16 protein-coding genes and 1 pseudogene are annotated in these 19848 nt (G+C 59.8%); 8 read left to right on the forward strand and 9 right to left on the reverse strand.

Features of this window, described 5'->3' with window-relative positions:
- Positions 1–48: 48 nt before the first annotated feature.
- From ABD796_RS26505 to ABD796_RS26520, 4 genes are read left to right on the forward strand one after another with little or no spacing between them, the layout of a single operon-like run.
- Positions 49–996, forward strand: a complete 948-nt coding sequence (locus tag ABD796_RS26505) for an ABC transporter permease (protein ID WP_344913845.1) — start codon at positions 49–51, stop codon at positions 994–996.
- On the forward strand, positions 989–1888 hold the full coding sequence (locus tag ABD796_RS26510) for an ABC transporter permease (protein ID WP_344913848.1): 900 nt from the start codon (positions 989–991) through the stop codon (positions 1886–1888). The genes ABD796_RS26505 and ABD796_RS26510 overlap by 8 nt, the downstream gene beginning before the upstream one ends.
- A 29-nt stretch (positions 1889–1917) precedes the next feature.
- Positions 1918–2901 (forward strand): ABC transporter ATP-binding protein, encoded by a 984-nt coding sequence (locus ABD796_RS26515; protein WP_344913851.1) that lies wholly within the window; start codon positions 1918–1920, stop codon positions 2899–2901.
- The gene (locus tag ABD796_RS26520) at positions 2898–3863 is read left to right on the forward strand and encodes an ABC transporter ATP-binding protein (protein WP_344913854.1); all 966 of its coding nucleotides are present in this window, start codon (positions 2898–2900) and stop codon (positions 3861–3863) included. Before ABD796_RS26515 ends, ABD796_RS26520 begins: the two co-directional genes overlap by 4 nt.
- A gap of 77 nt (positions 3864–3940) precedes the next feature.
- Here ABD796_RS26520 and ABD796_RS26525 read toward each other — a convergent pair whose 3' ends face one another.
- A complete protein-coding gene (locus tag ABD796_RS26525; RefSeq protein ID WP_344913857.1) occupies positions 3941–4651 on the reverse strand; it encodes a TerC family protein in 711 nt (236 codons plus the stop codon).
- 658 nt (positions 4652–5309) lie between these two features.
- Between ABD796_RS26525 and ABD796_RS26530 the strand changes: the two genes are divergently transcribed.
- Positions 5310–6008 (forward strand): N-acetylmannosamine-6-phosphate 2-epimerase, encoded by a 699-nt coding sequence (locus tag ABD796_RS26530; protein ID WP_344913860.1) that lies wholly within the window; start codon positions 5310–5312, stop codon positions 6006–6008.
- A 182-nt stretch (positions 6009–6190) separates the two neighbouring features.
- Here ABD796_RS26530 and ABD796_RS26535 read toward each other — a convergent pair whose 3' ends face one another.
- The 3 genes from ABD796_RS26535 to murQ all read right to left on the reverse strand — a co-directional run bounded on the left by ABD796_RS26535 (position 6191) and on the right by murQ (position 9105).
- On the reverse strand, positions 6191–7138 hold the full coding sequence (locus ABD796_RS26535) for an ROK family protein (protein WP_344913863.1): 948 nt from the start codon (positions 7136–7138) through the stop codon (positions 6191–6193).
- Positions 7135–8109: a DUF4434 domain-containing protein gene (locus ABD796_RS26540; RefSeq protein WP_344913867.1), complete on the reverse strand. Its 975-nt coding sequence runs from the start codon at positions 8107–8109 to the stop codon at positions 7135–7137. Before ABD796_RS26540 ends, ABD796_RS26535 begins: the two co-directional genes overlap by 4 nt.
- 93 nt (positions 8110–8202) lie before the next feature.
- Positions 8203–9105, reverse strand: a complete 903-nt coding sequence (murQ, locus tag ABD796_RS26545) for an N-acetylmuramic acid 6-phosphate etherase (protein WP_344913870.1) — start codon at positions 9103–9105, stop codon at positions 8203–8205.
- A gap of 391 nt (positions 9106–9496) precedes the next feature.
- On the opposite strand from murQ, the gene ABD796_RS26550 reads away from it, so the two are divergent.
- On the forward strand, positions 9497–11323 hold the full coding sequence (locus tag ABD796_RS26550) for an ABC transporter ATP-binding protein (RefSeq protein WP_344913873.1): 1827 nt from the start codon (positions 9497–9499) through the stop codon (positions 11321–11323).
- A pseudogene (locus ABD796_RS26555) lies at positions 11292–12803 on the forward strand (ABC transporter ATP-binding protein); the annotation flags it as partial. The gene ABD796_RS26550 and the pseudogene ABD796_RS26555, both read left to right, overlap by 32 nt.
- A gap of 341 nt (positions 12804–13144) precedes the next feature.
- Here the strand turns inward: ABD796_RS26555 and ABD796_RS26560 are convergent.
- Entirely contained in the window at positions 13145–15070 is a 1926-nt protein-coding gene (locus tag ABD796_RS26560) for an ABC transporter permease (protein WP_344913876.1), read from the reverse strand.
- Entirely contained in the window at positions 15042–15824 is a 783-nt protein-coding gene (locus tag ABD796_RS26565; protein ID WP_344913879.1) for an ABC transporter ATP-binding protein, read from the reverse strand. Before ABD796_RS26565 ends, ABD796_RS26560 begins: the two co-directional genes overlap by 29 nt.
- Positions 15825–16136: 312 nt before the next feature.
- Here ABD796_RS26565 and ABD796_RS26570 point away from each other — a divergent pair, with 312 nt between their 5' ends.
- Positions 16137–16400, forward strand: a complete 264-nt coding sequence (locus tag ABD796_RS26570; protein WP_344913883.1) for a hypothetical protein — start codon at positions 16137–16139, stop codon at positions 16398–16400.
- Positions 16401–16509: 109 nt separating this feature from the next.
- On the opposite strand, the gene ABD796_RS26575 is transcribed toward ABD796_RS26570, so the two are convergent.
- The 3 genes from ABD796_RS26575 to ABD796_RS26585 form a co-directional block, all read right to left on the reverse strand.
- Complete coding sequence (locus ABD796_RS26575) at positions 16510–17574, reverse strand: sensor histidine kinase (RefSeq protein ID WP_344913886.1); 1065 nt, start codon at positions 17572–17574, stop codon at positions 16510–16512.
- The gene (locus ABD796_RS26580; RefSeq protein WP_344913889.1) at positions 17571–18278 is read right to left on the reverse strand and encodes a winged helix-turn-helix domain-containing protein; all 708 of its coding nucleotides are present in this window, start codon (positions 18276–18278) and stop codon (positions 17571–17573) included. The genes ABD796_RS26575 and ABD796_RS26580 overlap by 4 nt, the downstream gene beginning before the upstream one ends.
- Positions 18279–18363: 85 nt before the next feature.
- A complete protein-coding gene (locus ABD796_RS26585; RefSeq protein ID WP_344913892.1) occupies positions 18364–19821 on the reverse strand; it encodes an ArnT family glycosyltransferase in 1458 nt (485 codons plus the stop codon).
- Positions 19822–19848: the final 27 nt, after the last annotated feature.

Raw genomic sequence — 19848 nt, forward strand, 5'->3', positions numbered from 1 at the left:
AGACGAACCGCACAGCCGTCTCCCGGCAGAAAGGAAGGGAATGTCCCGATGGCCCGATTTATTGTCTCGCGCGTCAGTCAAGGATTGCTCACGCTGCTGCTGGTATCGATCCTGACCTTCTTCCTGATCAATCTCGCACCCGGCGGACCGTCGGCCATCATGAACTTTGAATCGACCGCCGAGCAGCGGGAAGCGTTAACCAAGCATCTCGGGCTCGACAAGCCGGTCGTCCAGCGTTACGTTGAATGGCTTGGCGGATTGCTGCGCGGCGATCTCGGGCTTTCGCTCGATTCCCAGCAGCCGGTCACCTCGCTGCTGGCCGAACGGCTGCCCAATACGGTCATATTGGCGGCCTCCACCTTGGCGTTCACGCTGTTGATCGGCATCCCGCTTGGCGTGCTGGCCGCTGTCAAACGAGGAGGCGTCGTCGACCGGCTGGTCACGTTCTCCTCTACGTTCGGCATGGCCATTCCCGAGTTTTGGCTCGGTATTTTGCTCATTATCGTGTTCGCCGTCACTCTGCAAATTTTCCCTGCGTCCGGCATGGTTACGGCTGGCAGCGCCTTCTCGGTGGCCGATCTGGCGCATCACATCGTGCTGCCGATGCTGACGCTTTCGATTCTGATGCTGCCGAATATCGTCCGCTTCACCCGTTCCGCTATGGTCGACGTCATCGGACTCGATTTCATCCGTACGGCGAAAGCCAAAGGACTCGGCAGCCTGAGCGTCTTCTTCCGGCATGCGCTGCGAAACGCGCTGATTCCTATCGCCGCCATCGTCGGCCTGATCATTCCGATTCTGCTCGGCGGGTCGGTTGTGGTAGAGAACGTATTCGGCTGGCCGGGTATGGGCCGATTGGCCGTACAAGCGGCGACGAACCGCGATTATACCGTTGTGATGGGCGTGACGATGCTTGTCGGGGCAATCGTCATCGTGACCAACCTGCTGACGGACTTGCTTTACTCCGTGCTCGATCCGAGGATTCGCTATGAGTAACGGCGGCATTTATACCGACAATCGGTCGTCCCTGTCCCCTTCGACCGTTCCCGGAATCGGAACGGCGATCGTCAAAACGCTTAAAAATTTGTCCATATCCGGAAAAGCCGCGCTCGCTTTTCTTCTCATCCTGCACCTATTCGTGGCACTCGCTCCCTTGTTTCTCAAGCATGCGCCTACGAATACCGATCCTCTGTCGGCCACAATGCCCGCAAGCGCAGAGCATTGGCTAGGCACGGACGAGTTGGGTCGCGACGAGTTGGCCCGCATCGTAGCGGGCGGCCGGATTACGCTGACGGTCGGCTTTGCCGCCATGGCGCTTGCCGTCGTGATCGGCGGCTTGCTCGGTTCGATCGCCGGCTTCTTCGGAGGATCCGCGGAATACGTCATTATGCGCATCGTCGATATGATGCTGTCCATACCGTCTTTTTTCCTTATTCTGATCGAGATCACTTCGTTCGGAAATAGTCCTCCGGTTGTCATTATCGCCGTCGGTCTGACTTATTGGCCGCAGATGGCCCGGATCGTGCATGCTGAGGTGTTGAAATGGCGCAGCAGCAGTCTGGTGGAGGCCGAGACGACGCTTGGCGCGAGTCCGTGGCGCATATTGTTCCGGCATGTGCTGCCGCAAACGTTCTCCTCGATCATCGTACTGGCCACCTTGGGCATCGGCTGGGCGATACTGGCCGAATCCGGCTTGTCCTATTTGGGCCTTGGCATTCAGCCGCCGCTCGCCTCCTGGGGCAATATGCTGCAAAATTCGCAAACGTACATCTGGACGGCCCCCGTGCTGGCGGTTTATCCCGGCGCACTGATCCTCACTACCGTGCTCGCATACAGCCTGTTGGGCGAAGCGCTGCGGGACGTGCTCGATCCGAAGCTGAAGCGTTGACTCCGAAGACAAGAGGGGAGGGCAATACCGTGGCGGAAAGGCTTATGGAAATCCGCAGCCTGAAAACACAATTTCATACGAAGCAAGCCGTAGTCCGCGCCGTGGACGGAGTCGATCTGGATGTAGACGAAGGCCAGATCGTCTGTATTGTCGGGGAGTCGGGAAGCGGCAAAAGCATCACCTCCCTGTCCATCATGCAGCTGCTGCCCAAGCCGATGGGCCGGATCGTCGAGGGAGAAATCCGTTTTCAGGGCAAAGATCTGACGAAGCTGTCGGAAAAGGAAATGACCCGCGTCCGCGGCGACCGGATCTCGATGATCTTCCAAGAACCGATGACCGCGCTCAATCCGGTCATGAAGGTCGGCGAGCAAATTACGGAGGTGCTGCTGCGTCACCGCTCCGTCTCCCGACAAGAGGCAAAAACGAAAGCGATCGATATGCTGACGTTTGTAGGTGTTCCCCAGCCGGAACGGATTTTCGGCGAATACCCGCACCGGTTGTCCGGCGGCATGCGCCAGCGCGTCATGATCGCCATGGCGATGGTATGCGAACCGAAGCTGCTGATCGCGGACGAGCCGACCACCGCGCTTGACGTGACGATCCAGATTCAAGTATTGAAGCTGATGAAAAAAATGCGCGACGATCTGCAAACGTCGATCATTCTGATTACCCACGATCTCGGAGTCGTGGCGGAAATGGCCGATCACGTCGTCGTCATGTATGGGGGACAGGTCGTGGAAAGCGCCGACGCGGATACAGTCTTCGACAGCCCGCTGCATCCGTATACGCAGGCGCTGCTCCTGTCCATCCCCTCCCTCGAGGAACGGAAGGACGTTCTCTACTCGATACCGGGAACCGTTCCGAGCGCTGCCGCTTTCCCCGAAGGCTGCCGGTTCGCGGACCGCTGCAGCCTGGCCCAGCCTTCCTGCAGGCGCCGCATGCCGGAACTGCGGGAAATCCGTCCGGGGCATTACGTTCGCTGCGATCTTGTCGGGGGAGGTGCATCATCATGAGCGAAGTGCTGCTGGAGGTAACCGGCCTCAAAAAATATTTTCCGATCAAAGCCGGATTTTTGCGCAAAACAGTCGGCCACGTCAAAGCGGTGGACGGCGTATCGTTCACGATCAACGCCGGGGAAACGCTCGGCATCGTCGGGGAGTCCGGCTGCGGCAAGTCGACGACCGGCCGGATGATCATGCGGGTGCTGGACCCGACCGAAGGCCAGATCCGATTCGAAGGCCGCGATATTGCCCGTATCCCGGCCTCTAGCCTGCGAAAGCTGCGCCGGGATTTTCAGATGATTTTTCAGGACCCGCATTCGTCGCTGAACGGGAAAATGACGGTCCGCGAGCTGATCGCCGAGCCGTTCGTCATTCACGGCCTCGTGTCCAAAACGGATATCGACCGCGAGGTGTGCAGGCTGCTGGAAACCGTCGGCCTTCGTGAAGCCGACCGGTTCCGGCACCCGCATGAATTCTCGGGCGGCCAGCGCCAGCGCATCAGCATCGCCCGCGCGCTTGCGCTGAATCCGAAACTTATTGTGGCGGACGAAGCCGTATCGGCTCTCGACGTGTCGATCCAGTCGCAAATTTTGAACCTGATGGTCGAGCTGAAGCATCAGTACCATTTGTCCTATATGTTTATCTCGCATAACTTGGCCGTCGTGAAGCATATCAGCGACCGGGTCGGGGTTATGTACTTGGGCACGATGGTTGAGCTGGCATCGACCCAGAGCTTGTTCCGGAAGCCGCTTCACCCTTATACGGAGGCGCTGCTTTCGGCCGCCCCGCAGCCAAAGCGGAACGTGATCCAGGAGCGGATCGTTCTTGAGGGCGACGTGCCGAGCCCGGCCAAGCCGCCGAGCGGCTGCCCGTTCCATACCCGCTGTCCGAAGGCGTTCGACCGGTGCGCCATCGAGCGTCCCGCGCTCAAGGAGGTCGCCGAAGGCCATCAAGTCGCTTGCCTGCTTTATTAAACGTCAAAAAACCCGGTGCTCCTCCGCAAGGATACCGGGTTTTTTGACGTTTCTTCCGATTCGATTCGATTCGCGCTTCAGGACGCCTTGAACGGCTCTTGACCGCCGGATTGCTGCGGATCGTCTTTTCTCCGCGCCTTCTTGATGGCCATGCCGACCGCCATAACGACAACGACGATAACCACTACGATCGCCCATTTCCAAAACCCTTCTCCGATCCAAGCCTTCACAAACTTCTCGTCGACGATCATCTTGCCCGCCGTAAACGCCAGAACGGCCGCGCCGATGTACATGGTGACGGGATACTTCTCGATCAGCTTCAGCACAAGCGTGCTGCCCCACACCATAACCGGCACGCTGATAGCCAGTCCGACTACCACCAGCGCGAAGCTGCCGTGCGCGGCTCCGGCTACGGCCAAAATGTTGTCGATCCCCATAACCGCATCGGCAATGACGATCGTGCGGATCGCGGCGGCGAGCGTCGTCCCCGCCTGCACATTGTCGTGATTTTTCTCCTCGGTAAGGAGCTTCAGCGCGATCCAGACGAGGAACAATCCTCCCGCCAGCAGCAGTCCCGGAATCGCCAGCAGCCACACGACGGCGAGCGTTGCCACGGCCCGGATGACGACCGCCCCGACCGTCCCCCAGATGACCGCTTTCTTCTGCTGTTCCTTGGGCAGATTGCGCGCCGCCATACCGATGACGATCGCATTGTCCCCCGCCAGCACCAGATCGATGACGATAATCATCAGCAGCGCGGAGAGCATCTCTCCCGTGAACCAATCCATACCCGATCCCTCCTCCCATGTGTCGGGCGGGCATATAACGAAGAACGGCCCTTACCCGCGAGCGGTAAAGGCCGTTCCAAAATGAATCGCAACGGAGCAGACCTTTACCTGTTCGGCAAAGGTCTTGCTAACAACGGCTTCCCGTTGCCAACAAAGCCGAGGACGTGGTTAGTCCCGTAATGACGACTTTGCTGTAGCTAGCTACTCCCCTTTGATTCGATTGTGTTTATTGTATCCGATAATCTTCTATTTAGTCAAGCCGTTATCCGTTAGTACGAGAGATTCACCCCCCGCTTATTTCCACTGCGGTCCGTTGTAGCCCGAATCCTTCGGGGCGAAAACAAAATTATCCGTTCATAATCACCGACAAAAGTGGAGCGTTTCTCCAGCCTTGGTTTTATTGTAAGATCTTTCCTTCTCAATTCAAGCGTCATCATTGGTGGCGGGATTGGCCGGAATTGAAATGAAAGTTGTGAATTTTTCCTTCAATATTATAAATACAAAGGGAGTTTTTCTCCAATTCGTGATATAATCGAACTATAAGTTCCCGGTTGAACCGTTCCGATCATTCGCATTTCCGTTTTACCGGCGGTCGTCGGTCGCGAGTACCGATTGCCGCTGCAGCCATACATCCAGAGAACCGAGGAGTGTTCCCCGCATGAAACCGATATTTGCCCAAAGAGGACTTATTGTATCTTGTCAGGCATTGCCCGGCGAGCCGCTTTATTTTCAAGGCACGATGGCCCGCATGGCGCTTGCCGCCGAGCAGGGAGGAGCGATCGGCATACGCGCGAACGGACCGGCCGATATCCGCGACATCAAGTCTGTCGTCAAGCTGCCCGTCATCGGCCTGCTGAAACGCGACATTCCGGGATCGGCCATTTACATCACGCCGGAGCTGGTCGATGTGCAGGAGATCATCGATGCCGGTGCGGACGTAGTCGCGATGGATATGACCGACCGCGAGGATCGCGCCGAACGGGTCGCTTCGCTGATCCGGCATTGCCATGAAGCCGGAGTTGCGGTTATGGCCGATATTTCCACCTTGGAGGAAGGACTTCTGGCCGAGTCGCTCGGCGCGGATCTGATCTCCACGACGATGTCCGGCTATACGCCGTACAGCCCGCAGCAGGCCGGTCCCGACTTGGAGCTGGTCCGCCGGTTGGCGGAACGGCTGACCAAGCCGCTCGTGGCGGAAGGACGCATCTGGAGTCCGGAAGAAGCCGAAGAGGCTTTGAAGGCGGGAGCCACCTACGTCGTTGTGGGCGGAGCCATCACGCGCCCCCAGTTCATTACCCAAAAGTATGCGGAGCGGATCGGACAATGGCTGGAACAGTCCGACAAACCGCAAAGCTAAGCTGTAGCTGAGCCTCGTGGCTCACTTCCCATAAGCAAAGGCTGTCTCGGCAGGTTTTTATTCCTGAGAGACAGCCTTTGTGTTTTTCCGGAATCCGATCATGGAGCAAACCGCGCGTTTAATCGTACAACGCCGGGCTATACCGGCTAGTCTTGCCGATTATTCGGCAATCCTTTCCCGTGTTACGCCCGAAGGGCGGACCGCCACGCCAGCTTGGCCGCACCGGCCAGGCCCGCATGCTCGCCAAGCTCCGCCGGCACGATCCGTACCGGACCATAAGCCGGCATCCGCTGCTCCTGCGCCATGCGGTCGATGCGGCTGAACAGGAAATCTCCTTGCGCCGTAACGGCGCCGCCAATGACGACCGCATGCGGATTGAGCGCATGAGTCAAGCTCGTCAAGCCTACGGCGACATATTCCGCATAACGGTCGATAACGCCCAATGCGGTCTCGTCCCCGCCGCGCGCCAGCTCGAACAGCACTTTGGCCGATCCGCCGGTAAGCGACTCGCCGATGCCCGCTTCCGCAGCCTGGCGCATAAGCGCCCGCACCGAAGCGTATTGCTCCCAGCAGCCCTTCAATCCGCAGTTGCACGGCTGGCCGCCATGCCGAATGACAATATGCCCGTAGCCGCCGGCATACCCGTCCCGGCCGTAATACGGCTCTCCGGCCGCCGTAATCCAGCTTCCGCCTACGCCCGTACCGAGCGTAATGCACAGAAACCCTTCGGTCAGCGACCGGCCCGCTCCGATCCACGCTTCGCCGATCGCGAAGGCGTGCGCATCGTTCACCAGCGCGACCGGCAGTCCGGTCTCGCGAGCCATATTGTCGCGCAGCGGCACGCCGGTCCAGCCGGGGATATTCGAGGTTGCATATCCGATCCGCCCTTCTCCCGCGTGCACATAGCCGGCGGTTGCCACGCCCATGCCGCAGGCTTCCCAGCCTTCCGCCTCCGCCCGGGCTTTGTAGTCCGCAGCGATGCCGTACAGCTTGCCGAGCAGCGATGCCGGACCGGCCTGAGCGTCGGTCGGCGTATTGTCGGTGTGCAGAATGGAACCGTCCGCATCCACGATGCCCGATTTAATGTTCGTTCCTCCAATATCGATCCCGAATACGACTTGCCGCTTCATCGTTCCCGCTCCATCCCCGCTTGCTTCGCGTCCCACAGCCCGTTGGCGCGCAAGTAAGCCATATAATGTTCGTACAATGGCACCGATGTCTCGTGTCCGGCGTGCACCGGACTGCCGGGCTCGTTCATCAGGCCCAAGTATTGATAGCATAACACTTTATCCGAATAGTTCGACAGTATTTCCAGTTGGCTCTTTATCCGCTCGAACGATCCGGGATGAAGCACTTTGCCGGCAAACTGGAACAGCTCCAGATCAGACCAGAGCGGCTTGCCCGCGCGGTCGTGGGCTTCCCGCAGCCGGGCGAACGTCGCATCCGCCGCCTCCAGCGTCGTCCGTTCGACGCCCAGCTCGTCCTGATACGCGATATAATCGACGTCCAGCGACCGAAGCTGGCCGACAAACCGGTCGTCCCCCGTAATCGAACGGGTCCCGTACGGCGCGATCAGCACCTTCTCCGGACCGAGCTTGCGCAGAAAGCCTGCCATTTCGTTCGCATAGGCGATATAAGGGTCGGGGAAATAAGTAAAAATCGCCGCCTCCACCGGCAAGTACCATCCGGCGAACGAGGCGTGGTGCCCGTATCGGGCCGCAAGCTCCCGGGCAAAATCGTACTTCAGCGAAGACGCCTCGCCGCTCATCGACAAGCTGCCCATAATCGGCGTCGTATAAAAGCCGTTGCCGACATAAATCGCCAGCCCGAGCCGATCGCCGGCTGCAAGCACCGCCTCCAGCGGGTCCGGGCATACCGTATCCCAGCGATAAGACCATATCTCGGACGGATAAAACGCCTTTCCGTGCAGCGCCACGTTCAGCAGCACAAGCGTGTCGAGCCCTGCCCGGGCCATTTCGGCCAGCTTCAGGTCCCAGTCCTCCGCCGTAAACCGCTGCGTCACCGCATTCCAGCAGTCCCCTTCATACGGATTCGGATGGTAGAAATCGAACCACGAGCCCGTAATGCGCATCAAAGCCATATCGGCGTACCCCCCGATCTTGCATCCCTCTGTCCGGACTTGGCTGACAGCCGATCCAGTACAGCCAAGCAAACGCACACCGTATGTGAAGCTTCAGCCGCCAAGCGCCCCGCGAACGATGCCGCCGGCCTGCTCCAGGCGCCGCAGCGCCTCCTCGGCCGTTACGCCGCTCAGCAGCATGACGATGCTGGCTTTCATCTGCCCGCCCGTCGCGCTCATCGCGGCATCCACCGCCGCCTCGTCGGCCCCTGTCGCCATCGCGACGATTCCGTATGCCCGGTGCCTCAGCTTGCTGTTCGTCGGCTGCATGTCGACCATGAAATTGCCGAACGCCTTGCCGAGCTTTACCATCGTCGCCGTGCTGATCATATTGAGCACGAGCTTCTGAGCCGTTCCCGCCTTCAATCGGCTGGAGCCGGTCAACGCCTCCGGCCCGACCGCCACTTCGATCCTCCGGTCGGCCAACGCGCCGATCACCGAATCGCGGCTGCACGCCAAAGCGATCGTCGACGCTCCGAGCGACCTGGCATACTCAAGCGCGCCGACCACATACGGCGTTCGTCCGCTGGCGGCGATGCCGACGACGACATCGGCCGACGTCAGCCCCCGTCCGGCGAGATCGGCCGCGCCGCATCCCGAATCGTCTTCGGCCGACTCGTCGGCCCGATCCCGGTCCGTTCCCCCGGCCACGAGCGCCTGCACCAGCTCCGGCGCCGTACCGAACGTGGGCGGACACTCGTAAGCGTCAAGCACGCCTAGCCGGCCGCTCGTTCCCGCGCCGACGTAGAACAGCCGTCCGCCCGTGCGCAGACTGGCCGCAATCAGCTCGACCGCCTCCGCGACGGCCGGCAGCGCCTCCGCCACCGCAGCGGGAACGCGGAAGTCTTCCGCATTCATCAGCGTCAGCAGCTCCATCGTCGTGCATTGGTCCAGATGGCGGGTGCGCGGGTTGATCTGCTCGGTGTCCAGCCGACGAATATTCGGGTCCGCTTGCATGCGCATATCTCCTCTCGAAGCGAAATCGGCACATGCTTAACAGCCGATTCGGAATTATTTTTCTATAATAATAAACAAAAAGGAACTTGTCTCCACCATTATAGAAGACCGTTCCCCTCCCTGTAAAGGTCCAAACCACACGCAAAAAAAGCGACGCCTCTCCGCCCTTACGGCCGCAAGGGACTTCCGGCATTGCACGCCTTTGATGCAAAAAGAGATGAAATCGGGAGCATAACAGAGCTTTCGTTTTCAGAAAACGGCAATATCCGGCATCCTTATGCTCCCCTCGGACAAGCCGAATAAAGCGAACACTTGTTTTTAAAGTTTGACCCTCTGGAAACCGAACTGATACGCTAATGACACTTTTTAGGAAAAAGGACGGTGATTCCGGGTGAAGCTCGCGTTCGTTGCCATTCCCGACTGGCTGGCGTTCTTCGCGGCTCAGTTAACCCGCTCCAAACGGGCGTTCCTGCTCGTCGCCCTGCTCACGGCCGCCGCCTCCGCATGCGGCGCGGCCGCCCCGCTGCTGATCGGCAGGCTCATGGAAGCGGCGGCCGCAGGCGGACAAGCCGGCCTGACCGTTCCGGCGGTTTTGCTGCTGGCCGTTCTGCTGGCGTTCGAGCTTTGCGTCGCCTGCCGCGCTTACGTATCGAACAAGACGATGACCGATCTGTCGTACAAGCTGACCGAGGACACGCTCGGCACGGTTCTCCGAACCTCGGCCCCGTTCTTCGCCGCCACGGCGCGGGGAGAGCTGCTACAGCGCTGCACGCAGGATACGCGGGCGATCCAGAAGTTCGGGCTATCGACCTTGCCGGGCTTCCTTCAGGAGCTGCTGCTCGCAGGTCTGGCACTGGCCGTGATCGCCCGCTGGAACGCGCCTCTTGCGGTTGCGCTTGTCGCCGCTTACGTCCTTTTGTTCATTCCAGTGCATGCGTTCGGACGCAAGCGCGGTCGCACCCGTCTGGAACTGGCCGCCCACGACAGCCGGGTTCGCCAGAGCTTGTTGGAGAAGCTAGAAACGATGATCCAGATCAAGCTGTACGGCACCGAGCGACAGGAATACGAAGCGGTGGCCGCCGAGCAGAGCCGCTGGGCCGGGCTGAAATTTCAAGAGGGTGTCGCCGACAGCCTGTACCGCCTCTTCCCCCGCATTCCGGATTCGCTGGCGCCGGCGCTCGTCTTCCTGTTCGCTGGATGGCAAATGGCCACCGGCGACGCGACCGTCGGGCAGCTCGTCGCGATCGTCGCTTATATCCCGGCCGTCAACGCGCCGGTCCGCTCCTTTTTCTCGCTCTACGCCGCCTTCGCCGATATTCGGGCGCGCATACGCGGCATCGTCGACTACTCGCACCTGCCGGTCGAGCCCGGCTTGCGGCCGGGGCTGCGCACGCTGCCGGATTACCGCGGCCTGCCGGTCGAATTCCGTAAGGTGAGCGTGGCCGGCGAGCGCGGCGATCTGCTGCGCGGACTCACCTTCAAGGTGGAACCGGGCGAGCATATCGCGATCGTAGGGCCGAGCGGAGCGGGCAAAAGCACGCTGCTCCAACTGCTCCTGCGGCTGCGGGAACCGAGCGGAGGCGAGATCCGCTTTGGGGAAACGCCGCTTGCCGAGCTGAATGCGTCGCACCTACGCAGACGATGCGGCTACGTGATGCAGGAGAGCGCCCTATTCGGTGGCAGCCTGCGCAGCAACCTGACTTATTTGGCCCCGGCCGACGAAACCGAGCTAGATGAATGGCTAGGCGTCTTCGGAGCCGCGGATCTGGCGACAGCTTTGCCGGACGGCTACGAAACCGACATCGGCCCCGGAGGAGCCCGGCTGTCCGGCGGGCAGCGGCAGCTCGTCTCGCTTACACGCGCGATGGTCGCCCGGCCCGACCTGCTTCTACTGGACGAAGCCACGTCTTCCCTCGACCAAGAAGCCGAAACCGCCGTTTACGAAGCGCTGCATGCCCGCGCGGGCGGCACGACGCGATTTGCCGTCACGCATCGTCTGCGGGGAGCCGCAATCGCCGACCGCATATTCGTCCTCGATCGCGGCGAGTTGGTCGAGCAAGGGACGCATCGGGAGCTTCTGACCCGCCAAGGCTTGTACGCCGAGCTGTGGCGGCGGGAACGCGAGCAGTTTGCCGAGGATCGCAGCGGGTATTACGAATCCGAAAGGAAGGAAGGAGGAGTGGAGCATGAATCTCGGCCCGTCGCCACGCTCCGCTAGACGATCGCCCGTTCTGGCCTATATCCGCGCGCATGCCGGTCCGCGCTGGCCGAACCTGCTGCTCATTTTTCTGAAAAACATAGTAGGCAGTCTGCTGTACCTCGCTCCGCCGTTTTTGACCCAATACGTACTGGAAACCGTACTCCCGGCGCGGGACTGGAGCTGGCTCGCGGTCGTAGTCCTGTGCATGGTTGCCGCCCCGATCGCCGGGAGCCTGATGATCGTCGCCGAAGTATACGTCGGCCGTTTTATGGAACGGCTGACCGGCGAGGGCCGGGCCCGGCTGTACGACGGGCTTCAGCGGCTGCCGCTGCACGAGCTGCGGAAGCGGACGATCGGAGATCTGCACGCCCGCGTCCTGAACGACACGAACGCCATCGGCGAATTCGCGAACGGAAATCTCGGCTTCCTGCTTTTTCATATCGTGACGATTATCGGCGGGGCGTCTTATTTGCTGTACTTGCATCCGGCTCTCGGGACGGCCGTCCTGCTGCTGTGGGTCGGACAAGCGTTCATGACGACCGCTTTGGGCAGCCGGGCCAAGCAAAGATGGGCGGAAGCGTCGAGACACAGCTCCAAGGTGGCAGAGAAGGTCCGCGAGCTCGTCACGGCGGCCGTTTTCCTGAAAGCCGCAGGCCGGGAGACGCAAGCTCTCGGTACGGTGAAGGAATGCCTTGGCCGAGAGCGGGACCATGCCCGGCGCGGCGCCTTGACCGATTACCGGATTCAGCTGGTCCATGCCGTCCTGAATGCGTCGTCGCCGGTTCTCATGTATGCGGTCGGGGGATGGTTTGTCGTCAATCATGCCATGACGCTCGGCGCACTGGTCGCCTTTATTACTGTGTTTACTTGGCTGCGGCCTTTCGGCGTCTCGCTGATCCAGATGACGCTTGCCGCCATCAAAGTGCTGCCGGCCATCGACCGGGTAACGGAAATCGTCCATCCGGTCGCGTCCGGAAACGGAACCAGGATACCGGAGGGAGCGCTTGTCCTTGAGGGAGACCGTCTCTCCTTTCTATACGAGAATACGGACCGCCCGGCGCTGAACAGCGTCAGCCTCCGAATCTCACCGGGTTCCGTCGTATGCGTCGTCGGCCGCCGCGGATCGGGCAAATCGACGCTCGCCGGACTGCTGCTCGGGCTGCACCAGCCGTCTTCGGGCGTCGTCTCGCTGGGCGGCGTGCCGCTGAAGCAGCTTGATCCAGATTGGCTGCGCCGCCGCCTGCTGTGCGTCACGCAGGACGTCATGCTGCGCAGCGGCACGATCCGCGACAACCTCGTATACGGCAGCGAAGACGCCGGTACGGAGGAGATCGCGAACGCCATGCGGGTTGCCGAGCTGGACGAATGGATCGGGGGATTACCGGACGGCTTGCATACCCGCGTAGGCGAGCAGGGGCTGCAATTGTCCGGCGGCGAGCGCCAACGCATCAGCATCGCCCGCGCGCTCCTGCGCAAGCCGGCTATCCTCGTTCTGGACGAGGCGACTTCGGCGCTGGATACCCGGACCGAGCATAGGCTGCTAAGCAAGTTGATTGGCCATTTGCCCGGCTGCGCCTTGCTGTTCATCACCCATCGCCTGTCGATCGCCCGGCAAGCGGATCATATTATCGTCATGCGCGACGGAGCTGTCGCGGAGAGCGGAACGTACGAGGAACTATTGGCCGAATCGTCGCTGTTCCGCACCTACCTCGAGCACGCCGGCTCCGGCCGCAAGTGCCGGAGCCTGAACTGTTTTGCCGCCAATGCCAGAACCGGAGCCTCTGCTCGACCAGGGCTTGGAAGGAGAGACGGGGGCAGCGGGCCGCCTCTCCCGTCTTCTCACCCTTGCCGCAGCTGCTTCATATACGCTCGGCGCGTTAAGGCGAAGTACATGAACTGCAGCAGCGTGTATACGCCCATCACTGCGAGGCCCAAGTACCATACCTCGGTGTTCAGCAAGTTGCCGAGCGCCTTGTAGGCGAACGCGGCATGAACGGCGCCGACCGCAACCGGCAGGAAGAATACGATCCCCACCTGAGTCCCGGTAATTTTGCGGATTTCCCTCTCCGACATGCCGATCCGGGAAAGCGCCCGAAACTGCGCCTGATCGTCCTGAATTTCCGTAAACAGCTTAAAATACAGCATGCTGCCGGAGGCGACGAAGAACAGGACGCTGACGAGCAGACCGATAAATAGCGTCAACGAATTGAACTGCTTGTAGGCCAAATAGTCCCCGATACGCATTTTCAGTCCTTGCCTGGCTTCCTGCGGCAGCGCCTCGGCGAGCCGCTGCGAGCCCTCAAGCGAGCTTTTCCAGTTGCTCGTTTCGAGACCGTAGTACGTTTCCAGCTTCGAGGCCGGCAGTCCCCGGGTCAGCTCCGCGTAGTGGTTGTCGTTCAACACCAGCATGGAGGTGTAATCTGCGTCCACATTCGTAACCCCGCCGTTAAGCTGCCCGTCCGAGACAAGCGTCAACGGCTTGCCGTCCAAGCTCGTCTCCAGCCGGCTTCCTTTCGCGAAAAACTCGACCGCGACCTCTTTGTACGGAAACACATACAAAGCATGGCCCGCTTCGATCCGTACGGCGCTTCCGCCCAGCTGCCGTACGGCCTGGTTGTAGGCTTCCTCCGGCACGAGCAGCGCTTCCGTCTTTTTGTTGCTCATCTGTGCAAGGGTAATCGGCACTTTTACGCCCGTCAGCTGCAGTTCGTACTTAAGCTGCTGACCGTTCTCCGCCAGATGCCGCTTCATCTCTTCGAGGCTGACCTTCGCCGGCCCCTCGCCTCCGCGCTGGATAAGGCTAAACGCGTGCGGATATTGCGCGATCACCCGGCCCTCCGTATCCTCGTACATCACGTAGAAGGTGCCCGAAGCGGTCAGAATGACCGCGCTTAGTATCGCAACCATGAACAGCGTGCGCGCATTGTCTTTCAATCGGAAGACGAGCTGGGCTACGGTAACCAGGTTCGTATGGCGGTAATACAAGCCCGGCGTCATCTGGAGACGCCGCAAAATGGCCACGCTCGCCTGCGTGAACAGGAAGTAAGTGCCGACCACGACGGTAGTCAGAATCGGGAACATCAGGAACAGGATATGTGCCAAAGTCGAATGGAACGCCATGTAGTAGCCGGCGGCCAAACAGCTGACGGCAAGCACCACCAGCCCCATGGAATACGCGGGCAAGCTTTTCGGCTTCTTCGCCGCCTTCAGCAGGTCGATGATCTGACTGCGCCCGACGCCGATCAGCGTATACAGCGTTATCAGCTCGAATAGCGCGAAGAAGCCCGCCACGGTCAGCCAGATCGCCTTCGGTGCAAGAATAAACCGGATCGGACTTTCCACCTTCAGCAATTCGGCGATCGCCATGAAAAACAGCTTAGAAAACAAGGCGCCCAAGCCTACTCCGGCGGCAATAGCCAGCACCGCTATCAGCGTGTTTTCGTACAGCACGAGCCGGGCGATCTGCCCGTTCGTCGTACCGAACAACCGGAGCAGCCCGAACTCTTTTTTGCGCGTTTTGAGAAAGGCAGACATGGAGTACAGCACGAAGAAGAACGAGAAAATAATAATGATGTATTCGCATAATACCATGCCGTAGCGGACTTTATCCGCTGCCCGGATCTCGCCGCTAATCACGTCGGGGTGGAACAGGAAGGCCGCATAGATGAAGAAGATCATGACCGAGAAGGTGCTGCTCAGGAAAAAGGCGATATACCGGTTCCAATTGCCCTTCACATTACTCCTGGCGAGCGTTCGCAACGTCATCGAAGTTCCCTCCCAGCACGCTGAGCGCGTCGAGTATTTGTTGGAAGAACGCCTGCCGGTTCGTCCCCCGGCGAATTTCCGAGAACAGCTTGCCGTCCTTGATAAAGACGATGCGGCGGCAATAACTCGCGGCGAAAGGATCGTGGGTGACCATAAGAATAGTCGTTCCCTGCTCCTCGTTCAGACGGCGCAGCGATTCCATCGCGTCTTTGGCCGCCTTCGAGTCCAGGTTGCCGGTCAGTTCGTCGGCCAACACGATTGCGGGCTCATGAATGATCGCCCGGGCGATCGCGGCCCGCTGCTGCTGTCCGCCGGACACCTCGTAAGTCCGCTTGTCCAGAATGTGCGCGATCCCCAGCACTTCGGCGAGCTCCTTAACCTTGCGCTCGATGTCCGCCACTTTCACATTGTCCAGCACGAGCGGAAGGACGATATTCTCCTTGATCGACAACGTCTCGAGCAGATTGAAGTCCTGAAAAATAAATCCCAGCTTGCGGCGCCGGAACAACGCCAGCTCTTTGTTCCGCAGCAGACTCGGATCGATGCCGTTCACCTCGATGCGGCCCGATGTAGGCCGGTCGATCGTCGACAGCAGGTTGAGCAGCGTTGTTTTGCCGCTGCCGGACGGCCCCATCACGCCCACAAACTCTCCCGCCTCGACCTCCAAATCGAAATGATCCAGCGCCCGGTAAGTCACGTTGCTTTGCTTCGTACCGTATATTTTCGATAGCGCCTGCGCCTTCAAGACGTTCATTGCCACTCCTCCAATAGGTGCAAGTAATAGATTTTCTATTCGTAGTGTATCCGAACGGCCGGGGCGGCAGCTATCGATCAACCTTTCATTCCGCGGGAGCGAAGCTTACAGTTTTGTCACTTTTCCTTTGCTCGGCAAGCAAAAAAATACGGCTTTCCCCGTACGTCAAGCAAAGATTCCGTTTGCACAGCAGGCAAATATGGTATACTAGTAAACGTCCCATACAAAGCCGAACCCTCCTGCCGGCCGTTATTCGAACGTCCGCTAGCCGGGCCGCTTTGCGCCAGACCATTCAAACTTTAGGGTGATCGCATGCATCAATTTTACGTAACAGACCTTCAAAAGTCGGATACCAACGAAAAGCTGGGTCTTCACCAGTTTTTGGTCACATTCTCCGACAAGACGAAGTGCCGGATTTTTTACGAGAAAAATCCCGACTGGAAGATCAGCAGCATTACGCGGCTACTGTCCGTTCCTTGTCCCATCTGCCGCAGAGACTACTATTGCAATTGTCTGGATCGGTTCACCGATGAAATCCATCAGGAAGTCCAAGACAGCGGGCTGCTACCGGAGTAAGAGGGCCCTGCCCTCTTCCTTTTGCACCCCCTCCCGCCGTTGACTCGCTACCCGCGATCGCGTGCAGGTCCCTCCCCCTCAAATGCGCCTCACGGCACTTCCTTTTCTTCTAGCTTAACCGTCGCAATCCGGCGTGCCGCGCTAGGCTCAGCGTGACCTCGGTGCCTTCGCCGAGCGAAGACGCGATGTCCAGCCGATGCCCGAGCCGGTCGCACACCTGCTTCGCCAAGTACAGCCCCATGCCGGTCGATTCTCCGGTTTTTCTGCCATTCTCTCCGGTGAAAAAAGCGTGAAATACGCGCGGAAGCTCGTGTTCGGCTATGCCGATGCCCTCGTCCTTGACGACGATCCGGCAAAATTCGTCCGACTCCTCAACCTTGACCGTAAGCGTCTTCGCGCCATCCTTCGGCTTGGAATATTTGATCGCGTTCGTCACTAACTGATTCAGCACGAAGCGCAGCCATTTCTCGTCCGTCTCCGCCCATATGCGTTCGCCAGCGGCTTCCACCTTCGGGAACAGACGATAGCGAATGCACGCTTTTTTGTGCTCGTTAATAACGGAGCGCACCTCCCCGATCAGTTCCACCCGCTTGCTGTGCAAATCCAGCTCGAATTTCTCCAATCTCGCCGTATGCAGCATCATATCCAGCCCATGCGCCAGCCGCTCGTTCTCCTCTTGAACGCTGGCGGCCAGCCGCTTCGTTTCCCCGTTCGCCGTCTGATCGGCCTGCTGGGTCAATAAGCCAATGACCGATACCGGCGTCTTCATCTGATGCACCCACTGTCGGACGAACGTTTGATGCTGCTCCTGCTGCTGCATGTACTGCTCCAGCCGTTCGATATATTTGCCGTATTGGGCTTGCAGCAGCGTCTGCATCGCCTGCTGCTCCCGGGTGGCCGCTTCTTGGAGGCCGACCGCGTCATCCAGATTCATCCCGTTCTGAAGCAGGCGGTCCAACTGCCGGTAGAACGGGCGGCAGCGTACATAATCGATCAGCAGGCAGACCGTTAAACCTACGATGGACAGCAAACCGGCATACAGCAAAACATCGAGGCCAAGCGCCGAACGCTGCGCGCTCAATTCCAGCTGGATGACGAGCACCACGAGCAGCAGATTAAATAAATAAATGACAATGTAGCCGAGCCGGTCGGCGAGAAAACGGTTGAATGTCACGGCACGTCCCTCCAGGAAACGAGCAGCCGATAGCCTTGTCCGCGCACCGTATCGACAGCCTTGTCGATCCCGATCTCTTCCAGCTTGCGGCGTACCCGGGTCACGTTTACGTTGAGCGTATTGTCGTCGACGAACGTCACGTCGTCCCACAGCGCTTCGAGCAGCTGCTCCCTCGTGGCGATCTCCCCGGGCCGCTTCATCAGCTCTTCCGCCAGCTTCGTCTCGTTGCGGCTCAGCTCCGCTCGCCTGCCGTCCCACTCCAGCGTTCCTTTGGCGCGATCCAGCGTCAAGCCCTCCACCTCGATCCGATCGGATGCGGTCACGGAGACAGAGGCGTATTCGCCGTACGCGCGGCGCAGCGCCCCTTTCACTTTGGCCATCACGACTTCCAGGTGAAACGGCTTCGTTATATAATCGTCCCCGCCGTTCTCGATCGCCATCACTTGATCCATCTCGCCTACCCGAGCGGACAGGAACAGAATGGGCACGTTAGATATCGTGCGGATTTGCCTGCACCAATAAAACCCGTCATACTGCGGCAAATTAATGTCGATCAGCACCAGATGCGGCTCGAGCTCGGCGAACGTCTGCTTCACATTGCGGTAATCGCTCGCACGAACGGATGCATAGCCGTACTTGTCCAAATAGCTGCCGAGAATCGCGGCAATTTTATCATCATCCTCGACGATCATGATCGTATACATACGTCTTCGCTCCCCTCCGACTGTCCGATGCCTCCATTATACAAATTCGCAAGCCTTGCGCCAAAACGGGCAATAAGCCCGTTCGCTAGGAAACGGGCTCGCTGGTGCTTACGTCGGGCGGCTTCCGTCTGAACCCTCCGGCCAGAACGGATAGGCCGAAGCCCGCCAGTATGAAGACGCACGGGAATATATCGTACCGGTACCGGGTTTGCACCTCGATGACAAGATGAAGCGCCGCGTAACCAAGCAGCAGAAGCACAAGCAGCGAGGCTTCCGCCGACGCGCCCCGAACGGCGATCAACGTAGCGGCGACCAGACCGAGAAAGGCCAGGAGCACGTATTCAATCCGCTCGCTTCGGATCAGCTTCCCCCGTAGCTCTGGACGATCCTGATCGGGCATGCTCCACATCGGAGCGGAGTCGTCCCCACCCCACATCGTCTTCGCTTTGCTGACGAGCAGCGCGGCAACCTGCCTTTTGTCCGCCAATCGTTCCTTCACCAGCTCCAACTCGAGCCGGTTGCGCTCCTCTCCGATCGGCACCTGCTGCACGAGCACCGTATCGTCGTAAGACCAGCCGCCGTTGGTCGCCGGATTGAGACCGACGACGAATTTCCAGTACGGCTCCCGGCTCTCCAGCGGATACGGCGTGACGCCCGTCTGGACGAGCGCCGCGCCGGCCGCCTGCTGCACAAGCCAATAGACGGCAAGCAGACCGACGCATTTGGCAGCCAAAGCGGGCCACCTCCGTTCGCGGATACCGGGTACAAGCAGGAACAATACCGCATAGACGATAAAACCGACCAGGAAAAAGCTGCCGAGCGGCCTCATCAGATTCGCCAAGCCGAAGCACAACCCGGCCAACAGCCAATCGGTCTTCCCGGAGAAGCGACGGCGCATGACGACGAACAGGCCGAGAACATAAAAGAACACCGAAATATGCTGATTCGTCAGCACCGAGCACATCAGAATGTTCGGCACGTACAGCGCGTACAGCAGCGCCGCGCCCTTGGCTGAGGTTTCGCCGAACGCCCTGACGGCCATTCCGTATATTACAAGCAGCGTTCCGAGCTGAAACAAGATCTGGAACGATTGCAGCACAAGCAGCGACGGGCCGAACAGCTTGATGACCAGCGCCTCATACAAGGCGAAACCGATCTGATACGTCCAGCGCGTAAAGTACTCATTCGTTCCGAACGAAAAATCGCCGGCGGCCGCGCTCAGCGCAGCTTCGTGCATATCGAGAAAGTCCGACACCGGCGGCGTATCCGCATTCAGCACCCACAGAAGCCGCAACCCGGCCGCCAGCAGCACGATGACCGTTAGCGATACGGCGCGGCCCGCATAGCGGCCGAGCACAAACGCAAGCAGCACCGAGACGGCGAGCGCCACGATCCCCAGCAGAACGATCGTCCCCGCCGATTCGAAGAAATTCGCGGTATTCTGATACGCATACGCCAGCATCCAGCCGAACAACGCAAAGCCGCATACGGCCAGCAGCCGCGACAACTGCCTTTCTCCCCACCCGTAACGCCCTGTCTCCAACGTGTTCTTCCTTTCCTGGAGGGGCGC

This window comes from Paenibacillus hodogayensis, assembly GCF_039536325.1.
GTDB lineage: Bacteria > Bacillota > Bacilli > Paenibacillales > NBRC-103111 > Paenibacillus_AB > Paenibacillus_AB hodogayensis.

Coding starts and splice junctions, on each gene's coding strand:
- ABD796_RS26565 (WP_344913879.1), bottom strand. CDS start 15,824: ATGAACGTCTTGAAGGCGCAGGCGCTATCGAAAATATACGGTACGAAG.
- ABD796_RS26540 (WP_344913867.1), bottom strand. CDS start 8,109: ATGGCTTTGATGCGCATTACGGGCTCGTGGTTCGATTTCTACCATCCG.
- ABD796_RS26570 (WP_344913883.1), top strand. CDS start 16,137: ATGCATCAATTTTACGTAACAGACCTTCAAAAGTCGGATACCAACGAA.
- ABD796_RS26560 (WP_344913876.1), bottom strand. CDS start 15,070: ATGACGTTGCGAACGCTCGCCAGGAGTAATGTGAAGGGCAATTGGAAC.
- murQ (WP_344913870.1), bottom strand. CDS start 9,105: ATGCAAGCGGACCCGAATATTCGTCGGCTGGACACCGAGCAGATCAAC.
- ABD796_RS26525 (WP_344913857.1), bottom strand. CDS start 4,651: ATGGATTGGTTCACGGGAGAGATGCTCTCCGCGCTGCTGATGATTATC.
- ABD796_RS26580 (WP_344913889.1), bottom strand. CDS start 18,278: ATGTATACGATCATGATCGTCGAGGATGATGATAAAATTGCCGCGATT.
- ABD796_RS26530 (WP_344913860.1), top strand. CDS start 5,310: ATGAAACCGATATTTGCCCAAAGAGGACTTATTGTATCTTGTCAGGCA.
- ABD796_RS26505 (WP_344913845.1), top strand. CDS start 49: ATGGCCCGATTTATTGTCTCGCGCGTCAGTCAAGGATTGCTCACGCTG.
- ABD796_RS26510 (WP_344913848.1), top strand. CDS start 989: ATGAGTAACGGCGGCATTTATACCGACAATCGGTCGTCCCTGTCCCCT.
- ABD796_RS26520 (WP_344913854.1), top strand. CDS start 2,898: ATGAGCGAAGTGCTGCTGGAGGTAACCGGCCTCAAAAAATATTTTCCG.
- ABD796_RS26535 (WP_344913863.1), bottom strand. CDS start 7,138: ATGAAGCGGCAAGTCGTATTCGGGATCGATATTGGAGGAACGAACATT.